This is a genomic window from Gordonia sp. LUNF6 (assembly GCF_047041125.1).
GTDB lineage: Bacteria > Actinomycetota > Actinomycetes > Mycobacteriales > Mycobacteriaceae > Gordonia > Gordonia sihwensis.
Map to the genome: position 1 here is coordinate 2549019 of NZ_CP178181.1, position 18280 is coordinate 2567298.

The following is an 18280-nucleotide window of genomic DNA, read 5'->3' on the forward strand; positions in this document are numbered from 1 at the left end:
TGCAGGCCACGAGGGGTTGCGGGTAGCGCGGTAGGAGACCCTGGGTGGGGCTGGGACGGATGATGTTGACGGTGGCGGACCGGACGGAGATCGCGGTCGGACGGCGTGCGGGGATGACGGTCACGGCGATCGCCGAGCAGATCGGGCGCGACAAGTCGGTGGTGTCTCGCGAGATCAAACGCAATGCCACCAAGACGGGCGCGTATCAGGTGGTGCACGCCGACAAGCACGCCCGCGCACGGCGGGCCCGTCCGCAGACGAGGGCGATCGATGCTGACTCGGTGCTCGCCGACCGGGTACGGTCCGACCTGCGCAGGTCGCGGACGCCGCGCCAGATCGCGGGGAGGTTGAAGCTCGAGGCCCAAGACCCCACAGTGGATCCCATGACGGGTTCACCGAACGCGCAGGGCCGCCGCGTGTCACACGAGTCGATCTATCGGTGGATTTATGCTCTTCCGAAGGGAGAGTTGGCTGCTCAGGGCATCCTGTTGCAGTCCAAGCGCACCGCGCGTAAACCCCGCAAGTCAGTCGGTGAGCGGTCGGCGCGGATCGTGGGCATGGTCAGCATCGACGACCGCCCCGAGACCGCGGCCGATCGGCGGGTGCCGGGCTGGTGGGAAGGAGATCTGATCGTCGGGAAGGCCGGCCAGTCCGCGGCGGTGACCTTGGTCGAGCGCACCAGCCGGTACACGCTGATCCTGGGTCTGCCGGACGGGAAGAAAGCACCCGGCGTTGCTGATGTGCTGATCGATCACCTGCGAGGACTGCCGGAGTTCATGCGACAGGGCCTGACGTGGGATCAAGGCACCGAGATGGCCGAGCACGCCAGCGTCACCGTGGCCGCCGAGTTGCCGATCTACTTCGCTCATCCCCGCTCGCCATGGGAACGCCCGACGAATGAGAACACCAACGGCCTGATCCGCGAGTACCTGCCCAAGGGCACCGAAATCCCATCCGATCAGCTGTACCTCGAAGCGATCGCCCGCGAGCTCAACGAGCGGCCACGGCAGTGCCTGGGCTTCTACACTCCACGGGAAGTCTTCGAACGCCTACTGAAGGACAACGTTGCTTCCACGAGTTGACACCGCCAGCCGTAATTCGCCGCCACTCCACCCTTTCGATCGAAAGCAATTTGCAGTTAACGTGTCAACTGTGGCCCAACTCACACTATTTCCAATTTCTTCCATTGACGTCATGACGTCACATCATTCACCATCGATGTGTGACTTTCGATGAATTCATGGCTCAGCGAATCCCCGCGAAATCGCCAGGGGATCTCGTCGAATTGCGGGAGGATTTGATCGCACGGTGCCACCTCGTCCGCGAACGGGGATGGGGATCGTTCATCGCCGCCTGGTCGACGGGCTACGTCGTTGTGGTCGCCTATCTGCTTCGCGACACGCACGTCATGGATGACCTCGGTGAAGATGCTGAGTCGGTGTGTGCACGGTGGGCTTTCGATCTCTTCGGGTTCGTGGGAGGCGAGGCGGACCGACCGAACGGATGGGGCCGCACGGCTGCGTGGCTTGCCGAGACGCAGGCCGCGATCTGACGCCGTGACATCATCGCCGCATGACCACCAGACCCGCTGCGTACACCGTGCGCGTCGATCAGCATCTGAACGCCGCGCTGAAACGTTGGGCGGCCGAGGCCGCCGAAACGCTCGGTGTCTCGCGAGTATCGACGCAAGACCTCACGACGGCGCTCTATACCCAGCTCCTAACCGATCCTGCACTGAGCGAAGCAGTCGTCGACCGCATCGCTGACACCCGGATCGCGTAGGCGCGGAACGGCACCCAACACACACCCGCTCCCCTACGCACCGTGCCGCCTGATCGGTCGATTCCACACTCAAGCGATCAGGCGGCACCACCAATGGCACGGTGCGACATACTTCGGTCCTGCCTTCTATGTGGGCCCAGACAGAAGGGCTGAAACTGCTCGCAGGTTCCAGCCCTTCATGCTTCGGCAACTCCGTGCCTGGTTAGGTTCGAGGGCCCAGTCGAGCTGCGCAGTTTTCGTTGAGGTTCGTACTCGCTGCCTCCGTGCTCGTCGATGGTGAACGGCTGGTCAATCTGCTCGGCCATCAGTGCCTCGGTGGCGGCAAGAGTGCCGATGATCGGGACGCGGGCGATCTCCCCCGCTCCGGCGGTCGCAGCGACCAGGACCACATTGTCGGTCACTGCGTCGATCTCCCACGTCACCCGCAGAACGGCCGGGTCCAGAACGAAGGGGACGAATTCGGGGACCGGGTGGTCGTGGTCATCGGCAATTGCGTAGGCGGCGAATTCGAAGGCCCATGAGGCGAGAGCACGGTGAACAGTCTCCGCGTGCAACTGCACGTCAACGAAACGGGACAGGCCGCGGACATCACTATTGTCCCACCAGCGTGCTGGGTGCTGCCGAAGAACGCCCAGCTTCTGGCCGAACCGGACAGTCGCCGAATCGTGCAGGCGGGTGTTCTTAGTTTCACCGCGCGCCTTGGCCTCTCGACGGAATTGCACCCCAGCTTTGCGACGATCGCCGAGATTCGGGTGCGTCGGGTGGATAAACACGCGTTTCTCCTACTTGTCGGCGGGCTCGGCATCTGCCTTGGCTTGAGCGGTGGCCTTGTCGCGGTCGGCGATGACCTCGCGGAAAGCTCTCGCGGTGGCCTGGGCTTCGGCGAGGGCGACCTCGGAGGCGTGCGCGGCCTGGCGGGCGGCAGCGGCTTCGTCGAGGGCAGCACGCGCGCGGCCGGCCTCGGCGTCGAGCTGGCGGCGGAGGTCGTCGACTTGGGCGCGGAGGGTCGCGACTTCAGCTTCTGCGTGGTCGGCGCGGGCGACGGCGGCGTCGCGTTCGGTGGTCGCCGTGTCGGCGTCGTCGAGGGCGACACGTTCGGCGGCGAGGAGTTCGGTGCGCTCGGTGTTGCGGGCGTCGGCGTCTTCGTCGCGAGCGGCGATGAGGGCGGCGCTCCATAGGGTGTCGACCATGCCACTGAACACCTCGGTCGGGGCTGGGGGCGTTTCGCGGCTCGGCCGGTTGGCGGCGAGCCAGTCGCTGGCTGCTTTGGTGCTGACGTGGGCGCGCTCGCGGAGGGCGCGGACGCTGATGGCGACACCCTCCGCGGACAACTCTGCGAACGCCGAGGCGATCGACGCGGTGTTGGTAGGCGGCTTCGGCATGGCGTCAACCTCTCAGTTCTTAAAGTAACGTTTTGCGTTTCTTTCTTGTTACTCATTGTAACTATTCAACTTCACTGCGTCAAGGGATAACTGCAGGTCAGAGGCCTTATCTGCGGTTCCTCCTCGCCGATCGTTCCTGGCATCGCGCCTTGTTTGGATGCTTGGTTGCTGGCTTGGTTGCTGGCTTGGTGCCAGGCTGGGTCGGATGCTTGGCCTTCATGAGGGGTGGTGGTGTGGTGGTCGCTTCCCGTCGGCGGCGGCGTCTCGACCGCCTGGGCGTGGGTGCCGGAGGGGATCGCGGAGCGACCGCGTAGCGGCGGCCTTGGCCGTCCTTGTAGACGCCCGCGTGCAGGTGGTAGCCGTGGGTTTGTCGATGGGAGGCGACCACCACACCACCGCACCGACCACGCTGGGTCCGCACCGGTGGACCGATCCCAGCGGACTTCCTTGAGGTGCGGGTCTGGGGCGCAGCCCCAGAGTGAAGGTGTTAACGGCTACAGGCTGAGACCGTCGTCGGGTTGGTCCAACTCGAGTCCGACGATGTCCTCACGGGCGGCGTGCTGCTCGCGTCGCAGGTCGTTCAACCAGCTGTGCTCATTGGACTCGCCTGGTGTGTCGAGTGCTTCGACGGTCTGTCCGTCGACATGGCGGCCTTCAGCTGCGGCGTCGGCGACGCGGTCGGCGGCTTCGCGGTCGCGCGCTTCTCTCGCCGACTCGACTCCGAGTACGTCGGAGACTGTCTGGTCGATCGCCTCGATGTCCGGCGCGAATGCGTCCGTGACGGCACCCATGAGGGATTCACCCTTGGTCTTGGTCATTTCATTGAGGACGCCCTGGAGGAAGTCGTGTGAGTCGGGTGCGGTCATGGTCGTGTCCTTCTCCGTTGTCGATGGTGATGGGTGGACGTGCAGTGCTTGTTGGCGTTTGGTTTCAGTGGCGTGTGCGGCGGCTTCCCGCCAGGCCGCAGCGGTCGCATCTACGTGGGCATAGGCTGCTGCACGGGCTTGCTCAGCCGGTATAGCTGTGCCCTGCTCCACGGTCTTGCCGAGATTCGACCACGACAGGTCGCGCGCAAGTTTGGATGCGGCGTGCCAGATCGGTTCGCCATCTGCGTCGACTCCAGCCGCGATGCTGTACCCGTTCATCCGGCCGGTCTTGGCTTCGTTGGCTCGGTATTGGACGCCGAGACTGTCTAGTTCGGCCTCGAATGCTGCGCGGCCGAGACCTGCTGACGCGTCGCGCGCGGCCCGCACGAGCGCGGCAACCTTCGTACGCGGAGGGGTGTCCCCCGTGCGCATTGCGCGCGCCGAATCCGCCGTCGTGACGCGCTCGTGCATCGACGGCCGGTCGGGGTTGTGGCCGGGCATCGCAACGCCCGCGAGTCCGTGATCGACCTCGATCGACCGCAGCTCCTTCATGATCTTGGCGTAGTCCCACGACAGTTTCGCGACGTGCGCGCCGTCGAAACTCACCCGCGACAGCGCGATGTGGATGTGGTCGTCGGCGTGCCTAACAGCGACCCACGGGTACTCGTCGCCGATGCCGAGCGCACCCATGACGCGTTCGGCGATGACTCTCCACTCTCCATCGGAGAGCGTCCGGTCACTGGCGTCGGCGCGAATCGGCAGATGGTAGACACCCTTCCCCACCTTGTCTCGCTGCCTGATGACGCGGTCGAGCGCTCGTCCCCACTCGCCGGATTCACTGCGCTCCACGGACACTGAGCCCCCGATGACGACACCACCCGCGAGCGTCTTACCCCTCCGCTTGTAGGTGTGTTCGTTTCGCCGTCCGGGCCCGTGAAGGTAACGTGCGAGACCTCGCGCACTGCTGCCACGGATGGCCTTAGCGATCACTCTCGCTCCGCGTTCGTCAGTGCCTCGACGGCGTTTCGAACGGCGTCCGCGTGCGCGTCAATCGTGTCAGCATGACGTTCAAGCCATCGCACCCACTCGCCGTTAGCGTCACCGCCCGGCGTGTTCAGTGCGCGCGCGCATTGGTTCAAGTTGACGCCGATCCGGACCAGTTCACGCACCGCGCGACGCAGTTCGGAGACCTCAACTGAGTCAGTAGCGTGTGCGGGCGTGGCGGCTTCGGTGCGCGCATTACGCGGCGATCGTGCTTCGCGGAGCAGTACAAGTCGCGCCCACGTCGCGAGTTCAGCACGGCCCGCGCCCGCCATCGCGGCACGAAGTGCTGCGTGCTCTGCGTCGGTTACGCGGAGCTGGAAGCGACGCGTCCGACGCGCCGACGCGGCAGCGTCGGCCCTGGCGTGGGCGCGCTTAGCGTCCACGTCGCACCACCCGGAGGGAGTCGAAGCGAGCGCAGCGAGTGGAGGCGACCGGAGGGCGAGCAGCCCGGAAGGCGCGTCGAGCCACGAGCGGAGCGGGGTGGTGAGAGGCGCCTGTAGGGCATTGCTCGCTCTCCCGTCCCGACCCAGCCCGAGCGTCTGACGAAGTCCTGACGATGGTCTGGGTGGTGCCGCTGCGGGGCGGGAGTTTTCCGACCGGTCGGTTATGCCGTGCGGCGGCGGGGGCCTGTCCACGGAGCGCTAGCGGAGTGGCCGGCCGCCGACGCTCGCACGGCATAACCCCGGTCGGGTGAGGGAGGCCGCGCAGCGGCCGACCGAATGGGGAGCGCCGCCGCGCCGACCATCCGACCGAAGGTCGGACCCGCACGGCGGTCACGACCGCCTCCGCCCGGCCTTGCGGCGTGCTCGGCGTCGGCGGGCCGCCTCAGCATCAGCGTCACGGTGCTCGGCGTCAGCGGCGCGCTGCGCCCGCGCGCAAAGGGTGTGGGCGTAGCGGTCCGACGACGGGCCACGGTCGGCGACCACAACCAGTCGTTGCCGGGGCGCGGTCGGCCCGCCGCACAGCGCACACCGGCCGTCGGTCCAAAATTTCGCACGAAACCCACCGGGCGGGGCGGCGTCGACATGGCGACGGCCCCGCCGCTCGGCATCCGGAACGATCACCTGACCAGTCACCCACGCACGGAGCGTGCGCGGGTGCACGCGCTGTACGAACCGGATCGTGTCGTCGTGGAGTCCCCGCGATCGCGCGAGGACGCTCAAATCAGAATTCATAATAGGGAAGTGCCCTAACCAGTCGTGGTGATGTGTTTGGGGGCCGTCGGCCATCCCCCCAAAGGCCCGGCGAATTCGCCCCGGATTTCGCCCGTCCGGACCCATGCGTCATCGCCGCGGGCACCGGACCGGTCCGCGTGGGCGCATCGTGGGAACCACCGCGCGACGCTGTACGGGCATCGCGGGGGTGCGTGGTGGGGCCGCTGGTTACGGTCGGGCAGCCCGCCAGAACGACCGGCCCCGGCTTACGGGTCAGGGTGGTCTGCGGGCCGCGTCGCGGCTACGATGGTGCTCATCGAAATTTCTTCCTGTGGTGGGAACGATTTTCGTCAGCCCCGGCGTTGGCGCGCCGGGGCATCTTGTTGTTCAGAGGGCGGTCGCGGCCGCTGCGGCCCATCGCTCCAGGTCATCGCGACGGAACAACACACGCCGACCGACGCGCACGACGGGGATCTCGCCGCTGCGCGCTAGCGCGCGGAGCGTCTGATGGTGGACGCCGAGCGCTGCGGCAGCGGTCGCGGCCCCGAGCAGGATCGGGGCGGCGGGTTCGGGTGAATCGGCCATGCCGCAACTGTGCGCGCGGTCGCGCCCCTGGTCAAGCAGCGGTTCGGAGGAGGCCAAGCGCTCGAAAACTCCTAACACACAGTGTGTTTCGCGATGCGCCAGCACTCAATAGTTGTTTCTGGGTCTAGGGTTTTGGCAACTCTGACGCGTCGGCTGTACCGCCAAAGGCGTCGGCTGCGCGGCCAGATCGCCGCAGAATCCGTTATCCAATCGTTACCAAACTGTTCCGATCGCTCACTCGGTCGTACCCCATCATGTCTGCGCTACACGGGCTGTGTCCGCGTTTGGTGTCATGATCGGCGCATGGCACGACAACAGCTCCCTCCACAGATCAAGACTCGCGACGTCGTTGACAGGCGTACCGGCAAGCCCGTCCGGCGATACGTCGTGACGGTCGACGTCGCTCCACCGGGTGAGCCGCGTAAGCAGGTCAAGAAGCGGTTCACTACTGAGAGGGAGGCCCGGTCCTTCCTCGCGACGACGCAGGCGGAGGTCGCGCGCGGCACGTACGTCGCTGCGTCGTCGACAACGGTCCGTCAAGCAGTGCAGGACTGGCTCGACACGAGACAACTCAAGCCGACGACACTTCAGTCGTACACCGTGGTCCTCCAAGCGCTCGTTGATGAAAACGGCGACACTCAGGTCCAGAAGCTCAGCGAGGCGGACGTGGTGCGCATGCTCCGACGGCTCCGGTCCGGAAAGTCGCCGGGGCGGAAGAAGTGGACCGCACGGAGCTGCAACTTGCTGCTGACGCTCACCAAGGCAGTGCTCGAATCGGAGAAGCGGCAGGGACGCGTCGTCCGGAACGTCGCAGCCGATATTCGGCCGATGGAGCGTGACGCGAGGACTGCGAAGACACTCACGCACGAGCAAATGCTCACGGTGCTCGACCACGAGTGTCGCGACCGGCACCTATGGACCTTGGCACTGCACGGCCTCCGGCGGGGCGAGATCGCCGGACTCCGCTGGGAGAACGTCGACCTCGATGCAAGGACCATCACCATCGCCGAGACGCGTGTCGCCGTCGGCAAGGAAGTTCTCACCAGTACGCCCAAATCGAAACAGTCCCGTCGCACGCTGCCGCTCCCTCAGGACGTCGTCGATGTGCTGAAGGCCGCACGACGCGCACAGCGGGCCGAACGACTGAAGGCGGGCTCGATGTACCAAGGTGGCGAGCATCTCGCCTGCGACGAATTCGGGAAGCCGTACCACCCTGACAAGCTCTCGCGCGACTGGCGAGAAATGATCAAAGCTCTCGGCGTCGACCGCGTGCGCCTGCACGATGCGCGGCACACCTGCGGGACCCTGATGCACCTGAGGGGCGTGCCGATCACGGTCATCGCGGCGTGGCTCGGGCACTCGTCGGCGGCGTTCACGATGGCGACCTACACGCATTCTCAAGACGACGCGCTCGCGGCCGCCGGGGTGACGCTCACTGCACGAGTTTCGGAGCAGATGTGACCTTCTGTGACTCGCTCGAACACCGACGGACACAGATTCCAACCAAAAACATACCTCTATCTGCACTTATTCAGTGGGGCGAGCGGGGCTCGAACCCGCGACCAGCTGATTATGAGTCAGCGGCTCTAACCGACTGAGCTATCGCCCCTGAGCCGAATCGGCCCGAGGACAGAGATTACCCTCCGCCTACTTCTTGCTCTGCACCGCAGTGGCGGCGGGCCCGTCGTCGGAACCGATCCGCTTCACGTAGCTGTACATCGCCGTGAGCATCACGGCGAATACCACGACGCCGATCACCTGCATCCAGTTGCCGAGTCCGTCGCCGACGATCGCCAGCGGCGAGTCGTCTCCGGTGCCGGCGACGATGCCGGCGAAGACGACGCCGTAGAGGCTCTCGCCGACGATCAGGCCGGTCGCGAGGAGCACGCCGAGCCGCTTCTTCCGTTCGCCGCCGATCGGGTCGCGCAGCGCCCACTTGTCGTACGCCAGACCGATGAAGGCACCGATCGGAATGATGAGCGTGAGCGACATCGGCAGGTACATGCCCATACCGACGGCCAGCGGTGGCAGCTTGAGGTTCGAGGTGGTCCGCTTGAGCACCTCGTCGACCACGATGACGCCGGCGCCGATCGCCGCGCCGAGGCCGATCAGGGCCCAGTTGAGGTCGCCGCCGAAGACGCCCTTCGCCAGTGTCGAGAGCAGTGCGGCCTGCGGGGCGGCCAGGGCGTTCTCCGTGGCGTTCGGGGCGCCCTGGAAACCGAAGGCGTTGTTCATCAGTCCCAGGATCGGCGGGATCACGGCGGATCCGAAGAGCACGCCGATGATGAGCGCGACCTGCTGCTTCCACGGCGTGGCGCCGACGAGTTGACCGGTCTTGAGATCCTGCAGGTTGTCGTTGGAGATGGTCGCGACACCGAACACCACCGACGAGGTGAACAGCGTGTACGCGATGAGCGCCTCGGTCTGACTCGTGCTGTCGGCGGGGCCGTGCGTCACCTTGATCAGCAGTGCCGCGCACAGGACCACCAGCACGCCGACACCGGAGATCGGGCTGTTCGACGATCCGATCAGGCCCGCCATGTATCCGCACACGGCGGCCACGACGAGGCCGATCACGAAGACGAAGATGATCGTGACGATCAGGATGCCGGTGGCGCTCCCGACCAGCGCGGTCCCCTTCATGAAGTCCCAGAGAAGCCATCCGATCGGGATGAGCGCGACGATGATCGTCAGGCCGACGTACTGGATCGGGATGTCGCGTTCGGTCACGTCGACGCTCTCGCCCGACCTGCGCTTGCGTGCGCTGGCCGCGGCCGCCACGATGCCGCGCAGGATCGGGCCGATGACGGTCAGCAGCGTCCACACGGCCGCGACCGCGATCGCGCCGGCGCCCACCATCCGCACATCGGCGCTGAAGACGCTGTTCACACCGTCGAGCAGATCGCCGGAGGGAATGGCGTCCCATGTCCGCGTCGGAAGGATGACGAAGAAAGAGATCACCAGGCCGACGAGCATCGCGATACCGACCCCGATGCCGACCAGGTGGCCGACGCCGATCAGCGCCATCGACAGGCTGGCACCCACCATCGTCGCGCCCGAGCCGACACGGAACGCGACCGCGACCTCCGAGGCGATCAGCTTCAGCGAACCGAGCAGGGAGAAGAACGCGGCGCCCACCGCACCGAGAACGATCGCTCGCATACCGCCGCGGTTGGGGTCGACGGCGTCGGGGTCGCGCCCGGACGAGTCGCCGACCTTCAGGACCTCCGCGGCCGCCACTCCCTCGGGATACGGCAGATCAGAGCCGGTGACGAGCGCGCGCCGCAGCGGGATCGAGTACATGACGCCGAGGATGCCGCCGATCGCGCAGACCGCGACGGTCATCCAGTACGGAAAGCCGGTCCACCAGCCGATCATGATGAGACCGGGCAGGACGAAGATGATGGCCGAGAGCGTGCCCGCCGCCGACGCGATGGTCTGCACGATGTTGTTCTCCACGATCGTGTGATCGCGGAAATAGCGCAGTACCGACATCGAGATGACCGCCGCCGGAATCGCAGTGGCGAACGTGAGACCGACCTTGAGTCCGAGGTAGACGTTGGCCGCGGTGAAGACCAGGGTGATGAGACCACCGAGGATCACGCCGCGAGTCGTCAGCTCGCGCACCGAGCTCCTCATCACCTGCGTCATGCGCTTACCCTTTCCGCCGGGACGAGGGCGTCCGTCAGCAGAGAATCACCTTACGACGCACCGCAGACGATGCTGGGGAGAACCCGCCGATGGACGCCGCGGCCGAACCGCTCAGACCGCGTCCGCTCCGGCGTCGAAGGCCTGCTCGAGCAGACTGCGCCGATACGCTTCGAGCGCCACGAGGTCGCCGAAGAGCGCGTTGTAGCCGTCGGGGTCCCCGGCGGGCGACATCCGGCGCAGCTTCGATTTGATGTCGGCGATCTGAGAGCCGACCCAGATCTCCTGCGACCGCGCCAGGACGCTCGAGATGTACTGCGGCACACGGTCGTCCTCGACCGGAAGCGGCTCCACCGCCAGCTCGGTGACGAGCGGAGCCACCGCGGGGTCGTCGATCACGCCGTGATGGACGGCGTCCACCCAGGCGGCGCCGCCGAGACCGCTCGCCGCTCCCCCGGCCGCCGCTATCGCCTCGCGGACAGCCAGGTACGAGGGATCGGTGAAGCACTCGCCGGGCAGGGAATCGAAGACCGTGCCCGCGATGGCGGGATACTGAAGCGCCGCCTTGAGCGCTTCGCGCTGGTGCCAGAGCCGCGGGTCGTTCGGCAGCGGTCGCGCGGTCGGCGGCGGCGACATCGCCTCGGGCCGGGTGCGCGAGTTCCGCTGCCGCGCGTTCGCGCCGCGCCGGCCACCGTGTCGCTTGGCCTCGGCGCGCACGCGCGAGAGAACCTGGGCCACATCGTCCCAGCCGACCCACCCGGCGAGCTGGCGCGCGTATTCGTCCCGCAGCGCGACGTCGCGGATCCTCGCCACCACCGGCACCGTCTCCCGCAGGGCCGCCACGCGGCCCTCCGCGGTGTCGAGGTTCTGCTGGGCGATCAACGACTTGATCGCGAACTGGAACATCGGGATGCGCCGGGCGATGAGATCACGCAACGCCGGATCGCCGGCAGATTGTCGGAGCTCGCACGGATCCATACCGTCGGGCGCGACGGCCACGAAGGTCTGACCGGCGATGGACTGCTCCCCCTCGAAGGCCTTCAGCGCCGCGGCCTGACCGGCGTCGTCGCCGTCGAAGGTGTAGATCACCTCGCCGCGGAAGTACGAGTCGTCCATCATCAGCCGGCGGATCAGTGCCAGATGGTCCTCTCCGAACGCCGTGCCGCAAGAGGCCACGGCCGTGGTGACACCGGCCATGTGCATCGCCATGACGTCGGTGTAGCCCTCGACGATCACGACCTGGTGGCCCTTGGCGATGTCACGCTTGGCCAGGTCGAGTCCGAACAGCACCTGCGACTTCTTGTACAGCATGGTCTCGGGCGTGTTCATGTACTTGCCGAGGTTGTCGTCGTCGAAGAGCTTGCGCGCGCCGAACCCGATGACATCGCCGCCGAGATTGCGGATGGGCCACAGCAGACGCCGATGGAACCGGTCGATGGGCCCCTTGCGGCCCTGCTTCGACAGCCCGGCGGCTTCCAGCTCGGAGAACTGGAAGCCGAGCTTCAGCAGGGCCTTCGTCATCGTGTCCCACCCGGCGGGGGCGTACCCGCAGCCGAAATGCGCCGCCGCAGTGCCGTCGAAGCCGCGTTCGGTGAGGAAGTCGCGCGCCACCTGCGCCTCGGGCGTGGCGAGCTGTTCGGCGTAGAACTGCTGCGCCGCCGCGTTGGCGGCCACGAGCCGGGCGCGCGTGCCGCGGTCGCGCTTGATCGCGGTGCCGCCGCCCTCGTAGTTGATGGTGTAACCGATCCGGTCCGCCAGCTGTTCGACGGCTTCGACGAAACTGACGTGCTCCTGCTTCTGCAGGAACGTGTAGACGTCGCCGCCCTCGCCGCACCCGAAGCAGTGGAAGTGCCCGTGATGAGGCCGGACGTGGAACGACGGTGTCTTCTCATCGTGGAACGGGCACAACCCGGTCATGCGGTCCGCGCCGGCCCTGCGCAGCGTGACATAGTCTCCGACCACGTCTTCGATGCGCGTCTGCTCACGGATCGCGGCGATGTCGCGATCGGGGATTCGGCCTGGCACGCACCCAGTCTAGGCGCCGCGCCCGAACGGGGTCGGCCGGGCGCGACTCGCCCGGCGCACCTCGCCGCTTTCTCTTGAAGCCGACTTCTGTCGGACCCGCGTCGTACAGTGACACCACCAATCGAACAAATGATCGAATCGGTCAGGAGGATGTCATGTGTGAGTTCGACCCACGGTGCGACGGCGCGGACGATCTGGTCGGCGACGCCCTCGCGCTCATCGCGGAGGGACGCTGGTCGGTGACCGGCGTGCTCGGTGACGCCGCCAACCCGCCCCTGACCTACACCACCGGGCTGACCGAGCACGGACGCCCGGAATTGGTGATGACCGGGCTCCCGCCGGATCTCGCCGGGATCCTGCTCGACCACGCGGCACGGGCGGTGGTCGCCGACCCTGGCTTCGGCCCGGGGTCCGACGTACCCGCGCGGTTGCGCCGCCCGGTCCGGTTCCGTGCGATCGACGTCATCGACGCCGGAGCTCTGCGGCTCACGCGGGTCGTCTACGGCGCCCGGTTCGATGCGATACAACTCGTCTGGCCCGACGACGACGGCCGGTACCCGTGGCAGTCCGGGTACTCCATCCCGGCACGGGTGCAACCGCTGCTCGGCGTGCCCGAATCGGAGGCCGCGTAAGCGGCGCGCGATCGGTGTAAGCCGACGACAGCGCCGTGAAAGCGCACGGGCGCATGGTTTCCGGCATGAACACATACTCCTCAACGCTCCCCCGGTCGAGCGCTTCAACCGGGCGTGACTCCGATCTCGCCATCGACGCCCGAGGTCTGGTCAAGCACTTCGGGTCGACGAAAGCCGTCAACGGCGTCGACCTCGCGGTGCCCGCAGGCACGGTCTACGGGGTCCTCGGTCCCAACGGTGCGGGCAAGACCACCACCGTCAGCATGCTGGCGACCCTCCTGAAGCCCGACGCCGGATACGGCCGGATCTTCGGCTACGACGTGGTCGAGGATCCGGTCGCGGTGCGATCGCTGATCGGCGTCACCGGTCAATACGCGTCGGTCGACGAAGACCTGACCGCAGCGCAGAACCTCACGCTGTTCGCCCGGCTTCTCGGCAAGTCGAAGGCTCAGGCGCGCAGCCGTGCCGAGGAACTGCTCGCCGACTTCTCACTGGAGGAGGCCGCGAACCGTCCGCTGAGCGACTTCTCCGGCGGCATGCGCCGGCGTCTGGACCTCGCGGCGTCCCTGATCGACACTCCACCGCTGCTGTTCCTGGACGAGCCGACCACCGGACTGGATCCGCGCACGCGCGCGCAGATGTGGGAGACCATCCGCAAGCTCGTCGCACAGGGTTCCACGGTCCTGCTCACCACGCAGTACCTCGACGAGGCCGATCAGCTCGCCGATCGGATCGCCGTCATCGACCGCGGTCTGGTGATCGCCGACGGAACCGCGGACGAACTCAAGCAGTCCATCGGCTCGAGCACCCTGATGCTCACGCCGGCCGATCGTGACGACGCCGCGCACGTGGCCCGACTCGCCGAGCGGGTCCTCGGCGAGTCCGCGACCCTCAGCCCCGAGGCCGGTCGCATCACCGTGGCACTGCACCATCCCGACCGCGTGCCCGATGTCCTGCTCGCCCTGCGCGACGAGCAGATCGAGATCGACGAGATCACCGTCTCCAAGCCCACCCTCGACGAGGTCTTCCTCACGATCACCGGGCACTCCGAATCCGATGAGTCCGACCCGCGCACCGAAACCGACGCCGAGGAGGCACTCCGATGACCACCACCACCCTGACCCCTCCCTCTCCCCGGACCGCGATCAGCATCGAACAGGTCCGGACGCAGGCGAAGCGCTCCATCGGCTTCGGCGAGACCGTGAGCCAGTCGTTCTCCCTGGCCCGCCGCAGCATCATCAAGATGCTCCGCAATCCGGAGCAGTTCTTCGACGTGGTGCTGCAACCGATCATCTTCACGTTGATGTTCACCTACATATTCGGCGGCGCGATCAGCGGCGACACCAAGAGCTACCTCCCGGTCATCATTCCGGGAATCCTGGTGCAGACTGTGATCGTGACGTCGATCGTCACCGGCACGCAGCTCCGCGAAGACATGAACAAGGGCGTCTTCGACCGCTTCCGATCGCTGCCGATCGCGCGGATCAGTCCCCTCGCCGGCGCACTGCTCGCCGACGTCGTCCGGTATCTCATCGCCACCGTCATCACGTTCGCGGTAGGCATCGCGATGGGCTGGCGACCCGACGCCCTCGGCGTCCTCGGCTCCACCCTGCTGGTTCTGGTGTGCAGCTTCGCGGTGTCGTGGATCTTCGCCTTGATGGGCTGCCTGGTGAAGAAGGCGTCGGCCGTGCAGGGCGTGTCGATGCTGATCATGTTCCCGCTGACCTTCATGTCGAACGCGTTCGTGCCGGTGGAGACCATGCCGGGCTGGCTGCAGGGATTCGTCAATGTCAATCCAGTGAGCCACCTGGTGACGGCGGTCCGCGAGATGTGCAACGACGGGCACGTCGGTTCGCATGTGCTGTGGAGCCTGATCGGTGCCGCGGTCATCACCGCGGTGTTCGCCCCGCTGGCCGTGCGGGCATACATCCGCAACGCGCGCTGAGCCGATCGAACAGCCGTCAGTCGCGGCCCTCGCCGAGGATCTTCACGGTCTCGGCGAGGGCCGCTTGGCGTCCCAGACCGCCTAATCGCGCCCGGGCACGATCCCACACCTCGTCGGCGGCGCCCGACACCTCGCGCCGGCGTTCCATCAACTCCTGCATCGCGGGATAGTCGCGTCGCGCGTGCAGCCGCTCGGCGAGCACCAGCAGTGCCACCCCGCGTTCGTCGCCGGGCCGCAGTGCGCACCGCAGTGCGCCGCTCACCAGCGCCACGTTTCCTGTCTGCGGAAGGTCGTACCATCCGAGTTCGGCGATGGTGGCGCCGAGCGAGTCCGCGAGGGGCGCGACGTAGCGTTCTGCGGCCTCGCAGGCTCCGATCTCTATCAATCCCGCGGCCACCGCGCTGAGCGTCATCACCGCACCGGGATCGCGGGTGGCCAGCGGGTGCCCCGCGAGCAGCACATCACCCGCCTCCTCATATGCCGACCGCGATCGGTCGCCCGTCATCCGCCGGTACTCGGCAGTCGCGAGCATCATCACCGCGACGGCCTCGGGGTCGCCCTGCGGCGTCGGGGCGCCCGGCGCCCAGCCGTGCGCGATGGCGTCGAGTTGCCCGCGCGCCCGATCGAACTCCCCGAGCTGCAGTAACGCCGCGACGACGTACGCGCCCACCTGCTGGGCGTCGTCCTGGGCTCCGAGTTCGCGGAAGCGTCTGAGACTGCCTTCGTACAGGCGCAGACCCTCGCGCCACAGACCCTGCTGGCTGTAGAGACTCGCAGTGCTCATGTCCACCATCGCCGCGGCGAACGAGTCCGGCCGAGCGGGGAACTCCGTGAGCTGAGCGCTGATCCGCAGCGCACCGACCAGGTCTCCGCCGTTCTCCTTCATATTGAGCAGCAGGGTCAGGGCGATGGCGCGCACCACCGCCGCGTGGCCGGAAGCAGAGCCGCGCACGATCGTCCGGTACACCTCGATCATGGTGCGGCTCATCAGCAGCGCCGAGAGGAACTCCGCGGGATCGTCGAATGTGTGCTCCGGGCGATGCAGCCGACGCAGCCGAGTGCGGACTCGGGCCGTCGACCGCTGACGCCGGCGCGGAATGAAGTGCAGGGCCGCGGCGATCAGCGTCACCTGCCACGCTTCGCGCTCGGCGTCGTCGAGATCGGACGGCGGCACGGGCAATGCGTCGACGATCCGCTCACCCCACGACTGCACCTCCTGATGCAGCCCGCGGCTCGACCAGAATGCGCTCAGCACCGGGAACACCGTGACGATCGTCGGCCACGCGGGCGCGCCGAGTTCCACGGCCCGCCGCAGCACCCAGACGAGATTGTCGGCCTCGCGGTCCACTTCGGCCGCCAGGTCGCGATCGGCCTCGACGTCGTATCGGGCGCGGATGTCGCGGCAGAGCTCGCGGGCCCACCGCTGCATCGCGTCGACCACCTCGCCCGTCGCTCCCGTCTCGGTGAGTCGCTGCTCACCGAACTCACGGACCATCTCGAGCATCCGGAACCGGGCACGACCGCCGGCGTCGTCCACCTGCAGAAGTGACTGGTCGGCGAGCGAGGCCAATGCGTCGTCGAGCGCGATGCCGCTGGTCCCGGTGACCACTGCCGCGGCCTCGCGTGAGAATCCGCCGGGGAACAGGCACAGCCGCGCCAGAGCCGCACGGGCGCTCGGGTCCAGCAGTTCCCAGCTCCAGTCGATGACGGCATACAGCGTGCGGTGGCGGTCCGGTGCCGTCCGGTCGGTGGAGCGGAGCAGCTCGAACCGTTCAGCGATGCGCTCGGCGATGTCCTCCACGCTCATGGTCCGCACACGCGCCGCGGCGAGCTCGATCGCGAGCGGCAGCCCGTCGAGATGTTCGCAGAGGGCCGCGACGGTCGACGGTTCGAGCTCCACGTCGGGGCGTACCGCACGAGCGCGCAGGGCGAACAGTTCGGCGGCCGGAGAACGATCGCCGGCGACGCCGAGCACGGGGAGCTGATACACCTGCTCGGCCGGAATCAGCAGCGGAGACCGGCTCGTGATGAGCACACGCACACCCGGCTCCGCGGCGATCAGCGAGTCGACCAGTGCCGCGCACGCGTCGATCACCTGCTCACAGTTGTCCAGGATCAGGACCGACTCACCACCGCGCAGCGCGTCGGTCAACCGGTCCGACAAGCTGCCGGACACGACGCGCGGCCGGGCATTGCTGCCGAGCTCCGACTCACCGACGCCGAGGGTCGCGGCCACCGCCGCGACCACGTCGTCACCGTTGCGGACGGCGGCGAGCGGGACGAAGTACACGGCGGTCCCGCGCTCGCTCAGGCGACGGCCGACCGCATTGGCGATCCTCGTCTTCCCGACGCCGCCCGGCCCCTGCACGGTCACCACTCTCCGATCGGACAGCAGGCTCTCCAGCGCGGCGAGGTCGTCGGCCCGCCCGATCAGCACGTTGCCGTCCTCGCGCAGTCCCACCCGCGCGCCGGTCGGCCTGCGCCGCGGCACGGCCACGGTCGGCGGCTGCGCGGCCAGCAGGTCCGCGTTCAGTGCCGTCGCCTCCGGTCCGGGGTCGACGCCCAGTTCTTCGGCCAGGGTGCGCCGGAGCCGGGCGAACACCGCGAGCGCCTCGTTCCGGCGGCCGCGGCCGGCCAGCGCGCGCATCAGCAGCAGATAGCCGGGTTCGTCGAGCTGATCGGCGTTCACCCGTTCTCTGGCGAGTTCTTCGGCGACGGCGTAGTCACCGGTCGCGAGTGCGGCCTCCGCCGCCGCCTCGTCGATCCGCCGGCGCACCCCGTCGGCCAGGTCGGCGAGTTCGCGCGCGAGGTCGCCCCCGCCGAGGTCGTCGCCGGGCGTGCCGCGCCAGAGAGCGAGCGCGGCATCCGGCCGACCGGCCGCGGCCAGTCGCCGGGCCCGCTCCAGATCGGTGACCACGCCGGTCAGCCGATACCGGCTTCCGGTGCCGTCCAGACTCGCGCCGCCGAGCAGCCCGCGCAGGCGGGAGCCCTGCGTGTGCAGAGCCGGACCCGGCGATTTGGGCGGCTGATCGCCCCACACCTCGTCGATCAGGCGGGAGGCCGGGACCGCTCGGCCCTCGGCCAGCGTCAGGGCCACGAGCAACCGCCGGGCACGTTGGCCGGGCACCTCACGGCCGTCGATCGTCACCGGTCCGAGCACACCGATCACGGTCGGCGCGCTCCCGGCGCGGTCGTCGTCAGGCACTCGGTCAGCGTA

The 18280-nt window shown here is 67.7% G+C and carries 15 protein-coding genes and 1 tRNA gene; 7 read left to right on the forward strand and 9 right to left on the reverse strand.

The features are described from left to right. Positions 1-59: 59 nt before the first annotated feature. The 3 genes from ACK8HH_RS11940 to ACK8HH_RS11950 all read left to right on the forward strand — a co-directional run bounded on the left by ACK8HH_RS11940 (position 60) and on the right by ACK8HH_RS11950 (position 1782). Complete coding sequence (locus tag ACK8HH_RS11940) at positions 60-1082, forward strand: IS30 family transposase (protein WP_412475205.1); 1023 nt, start codon at positions 60-62, stop codon at positions 1080-1082. A 158-nt stretch (positions 1083-1240) separates the two neighbouring features. Next, positions 1241-1552, forward strand: coding sequence for a hypothetical protein (locus ACK8HH_RS11945; RefSeq protein WP_006897805.1), 312 nt, complete (start codon positions 1241-1243; stop codon positions 1550-1552). A 20-nt stretch (positions 1553-1572) separates the two neighbouring features. Beyond that, complete coding sequence (locus tag ACK8HH_RS11950) at positions 1573-1782, forward strand: hypothetical protein (RefSeq protein ID WP_412475210.1); 210 nt, start codon at positions 1573-1575, stop codon at positions 1780-1782. A gap of 176 nt (positions 1783-1958) precedes the next feature. Here the strand turns inward: ACK8HH_RS11950 and ACK8HH_RS11955 are convergent, their stop codons facing one another. From ACK8HH_RS11955 to ACK8HH_RS11975, 5 genes are all read right to left on the reverse strand, one after another. After that, a complete protein-coding gene (locus ACK8HH_RS11955; RefSeq protein ID WP_412475211.1) occupies positions 1959-2555 on the reverse strand; it encodes a hypothetical protein in 597 nt (198 codons plus the stop codon). Between the two features lie 9 nt (positions 2556-2564). Then, positions 2565-3164, reverse strand: coding sequence for a hypothetical protein (locus ACK8HH_RS11960; protein WP_412475212.1), 600 nt, complete (start codon positions 3162-3164; stop codon positions 2565-2567). Between the two features lie 494 nt (positions 3165-3658). Further along, positions 3659-4879: a relaxase/mobilization nuclease domain-containing protein gene (locus ACK8HH_RS11965; protein ID WP_412475213.1), complete on the reverse strand. Its 1221-nt coding sequence runs from the start codon at positions 4877-4879 to the stop codon at positions 3659-3661. Between the two features lie 137 nt (positions 4880-5016). Next, the gene (locus ACK8HH_RS11970; protein ID WP_412475214.1) at positions 5017-5709 is read right to left on the reverse strand and encodes a plasmid mobilization protein; all 693 of its coding nucleotides are present in this window, start codon (positions 5707-5709) and stop codon (positions 5017-5019) included. 906 nt (positions 5710-6615) lie between these two features. Next, positions 6616-6813, reverse strand: coding sequence for a helix-turn-helix domain-containing protein (locus ACK8HH_RS11975; protein WP_412475215.1), 198 nt, complete (start codon positions 6811-6813; stop codon positions 6616-6618). A gap of 303 nt (positions 6814-7116) precedes the next feature. Here ACK8HH_RS11975 and xerC point away from each other — a divergent pair, with 303 nt between their 5' ends. Beyond that, on the forward strand, positions 7117-8274 hold the full coding sequence (gene xerC, locus ACK8HH_RS11980; protein WP_412475216.1) for a tyrosine recombinase XerC: 1158 nt from the start codon (positions 7117-7119) through the stop codon (positions 8272-8274). A gap of 74 nt (positions 8275-8348) precedes the next feature. Here xerC and ACK8HH_RS11985 read toward each other — a convergent pair. The 3 genes from ACK8HH_RS11985 to dnaG form a co-directional block, all read right to left on the reverse strand. After that, positions 8349-8422 (reverse strand) — tRNA-Ile (locus ACK8HH_RS11985). 38 nt (positions 8423-8460) lie between these two features. After that, positions 8461-10464, reverse strand: coding sequence for an OPT family oligopeptide transporter (locus ACK8HH_RS11990; RefSeq protein ID WP_045539753.1), 2004 nt, complete (start codon positions 10462-10464; stop codon positions 8461-8463). 111 nt (positions 10465-10575) lie between these two features. After that, positions 10576-12486, reverse strand: coding sequence for a DNA primase (gene dnaG / locus ACK8HH_RS11995; RefSeq protein WP_006897813.1), 1911 nt, complete (start codon positions 12484-12486; stop codon positions 10576-10578). A gap of 155 nt (positions 12487-12641) precedes the next feature. Between dnaG and ACK8HH_RS12000 the strand changes: the two genes are divergently transcribed. The 3 genes from ACK8HH_RS12000 to ACK8HH_RS12010 all read left to right on the forward strand — a co-directional run bounded on the left by ACK8HH_RS12000 (position 12642) and on the right by ACK8HH_RS12010 (position 15063). Beyond that, the gene (locus tag ACK8HH_RS12000) at positions 12642-13118 is read left to right on the forward strand and encodes a DUF4262 domain-containing protein (RefSeq protein WP_006897814.1); all 477 of its coding nucleotides are present in this window, start codon (positions 12642-12644) and stop codon (positions 13116-13118) included. Positions 13119-13183: 65 nt separating this feature from the next. Next, positions 13184-14224 (forward strand): ATP-binding cassette domain-containing protein, encoded by a 1041-nt coding sequence (locus ACK8HH_RS12005; protein ID WP_062366756.1) that lies wholly within the window; start codon positions 13184-13186, stop codon positions 14222-14224. Beyond that, positions 14221-15063, forward strand: coding sequence for an ABC transporter permease (locus tag ACK8HH_RS12010; RefSeq protein ID WP_278124236.1), 843 nt, complete (start codon positions 14221-14223; stop codon positions 15061-15063). The genes ACK8HH_RS12005 and ACK8HH_RS12010 overlap by 4 nt, the downstream gene beginning before the upstream one ends. Positions 15064-15079: 16 nt before the next feature. Here ACK8HH_RS12010 and ACK8HH_RS12015 read toward each other — a convergent pair whose 3' ends face one another. Beyond that, the gene (locus tag ACK8HH_RS12015; protein WP_412475217.1) at positions 15080-18268 is read right to left on the reverse strand and encodes a BTAD domain-containing putative transcriptional regulator; all 3189 of its coding nucleotides are present in this window, start codon (positions 18266-18268) and stop codon (positions 15080-15082) included. Between the last annotated feature and the right edge of the window lie 12 nt (positions 18269-18280).

Coding starts and splice junctions, on each gene's coding strand:
- ACK8HH_RS11940 (WP_412475205.1), top strand. CDS start 60: ATGATGTTGACGGTGGCGGACCGGACGGAGATCGCGGTCGGACGGCGT.
- ACK8HH_RS11945 (WP_006897805.1), top strand. CDS start 1,241: ATGGCTCAGCGAATCCCCGCGAAATCGCCAGGGGATCTCGTCGAATTG.
- ACK8HH_RS11950 (WP_412475210.1), top strand. CDS start 1,573: ATGACCACCAGACCCGCTGCGTACACCGTGCGCGTCGATCAGCATCTG.
- ACK8HH_RS11960 (WP_412475212.1), bottom strand. CDS start 3,164: ATGCCGAAGCCGCCTACCAACACCGCGTCGATCGCCTCGGCGTTCGCA.
- ACK8HH_RS11975 (WP_412475215.1), bottom strand. CDS start 6,813: ATGGCCGATTCACCCGAACCCGCCGCCCCGATCCTGCTCGGGGCCGCG.
- xerC (WP_412475216.1), top strand. CDS start 7,117: ATGGCACGACAACAGCTCCCTCCACAGATCAAGACTCGCGACGTCGTT.
- ACK8HH_RS11990 (WP_045539753.1), bottom strand. CDS start 10,464: ATGACGCAGGTGATGAGGAGCTCGGTGCGCGAGCTGACGACTCGCGGC.
- ACK8HH_RS12000 (WP_006897814.1), top strand. CDS start 12,642: ATGTGTGAGTTCGACCCACGGTGCGACGGCGCGGACGATCTGGTCGGC.
- ACK8HH_RS12005 (WP_062366756.1), top strand. CDS start 13,184: ATGAACACATACTCCTCAACGCTCCCCCGGTCGAGCGCTTCAACCGGG.
- ACK8HH_RS12010 (WP_278124236.1), top strand. CDS start 14,221: ATGACCACCACCACCCTGACCCCTCCCTCTCCCCGGACCGCGATCAGC.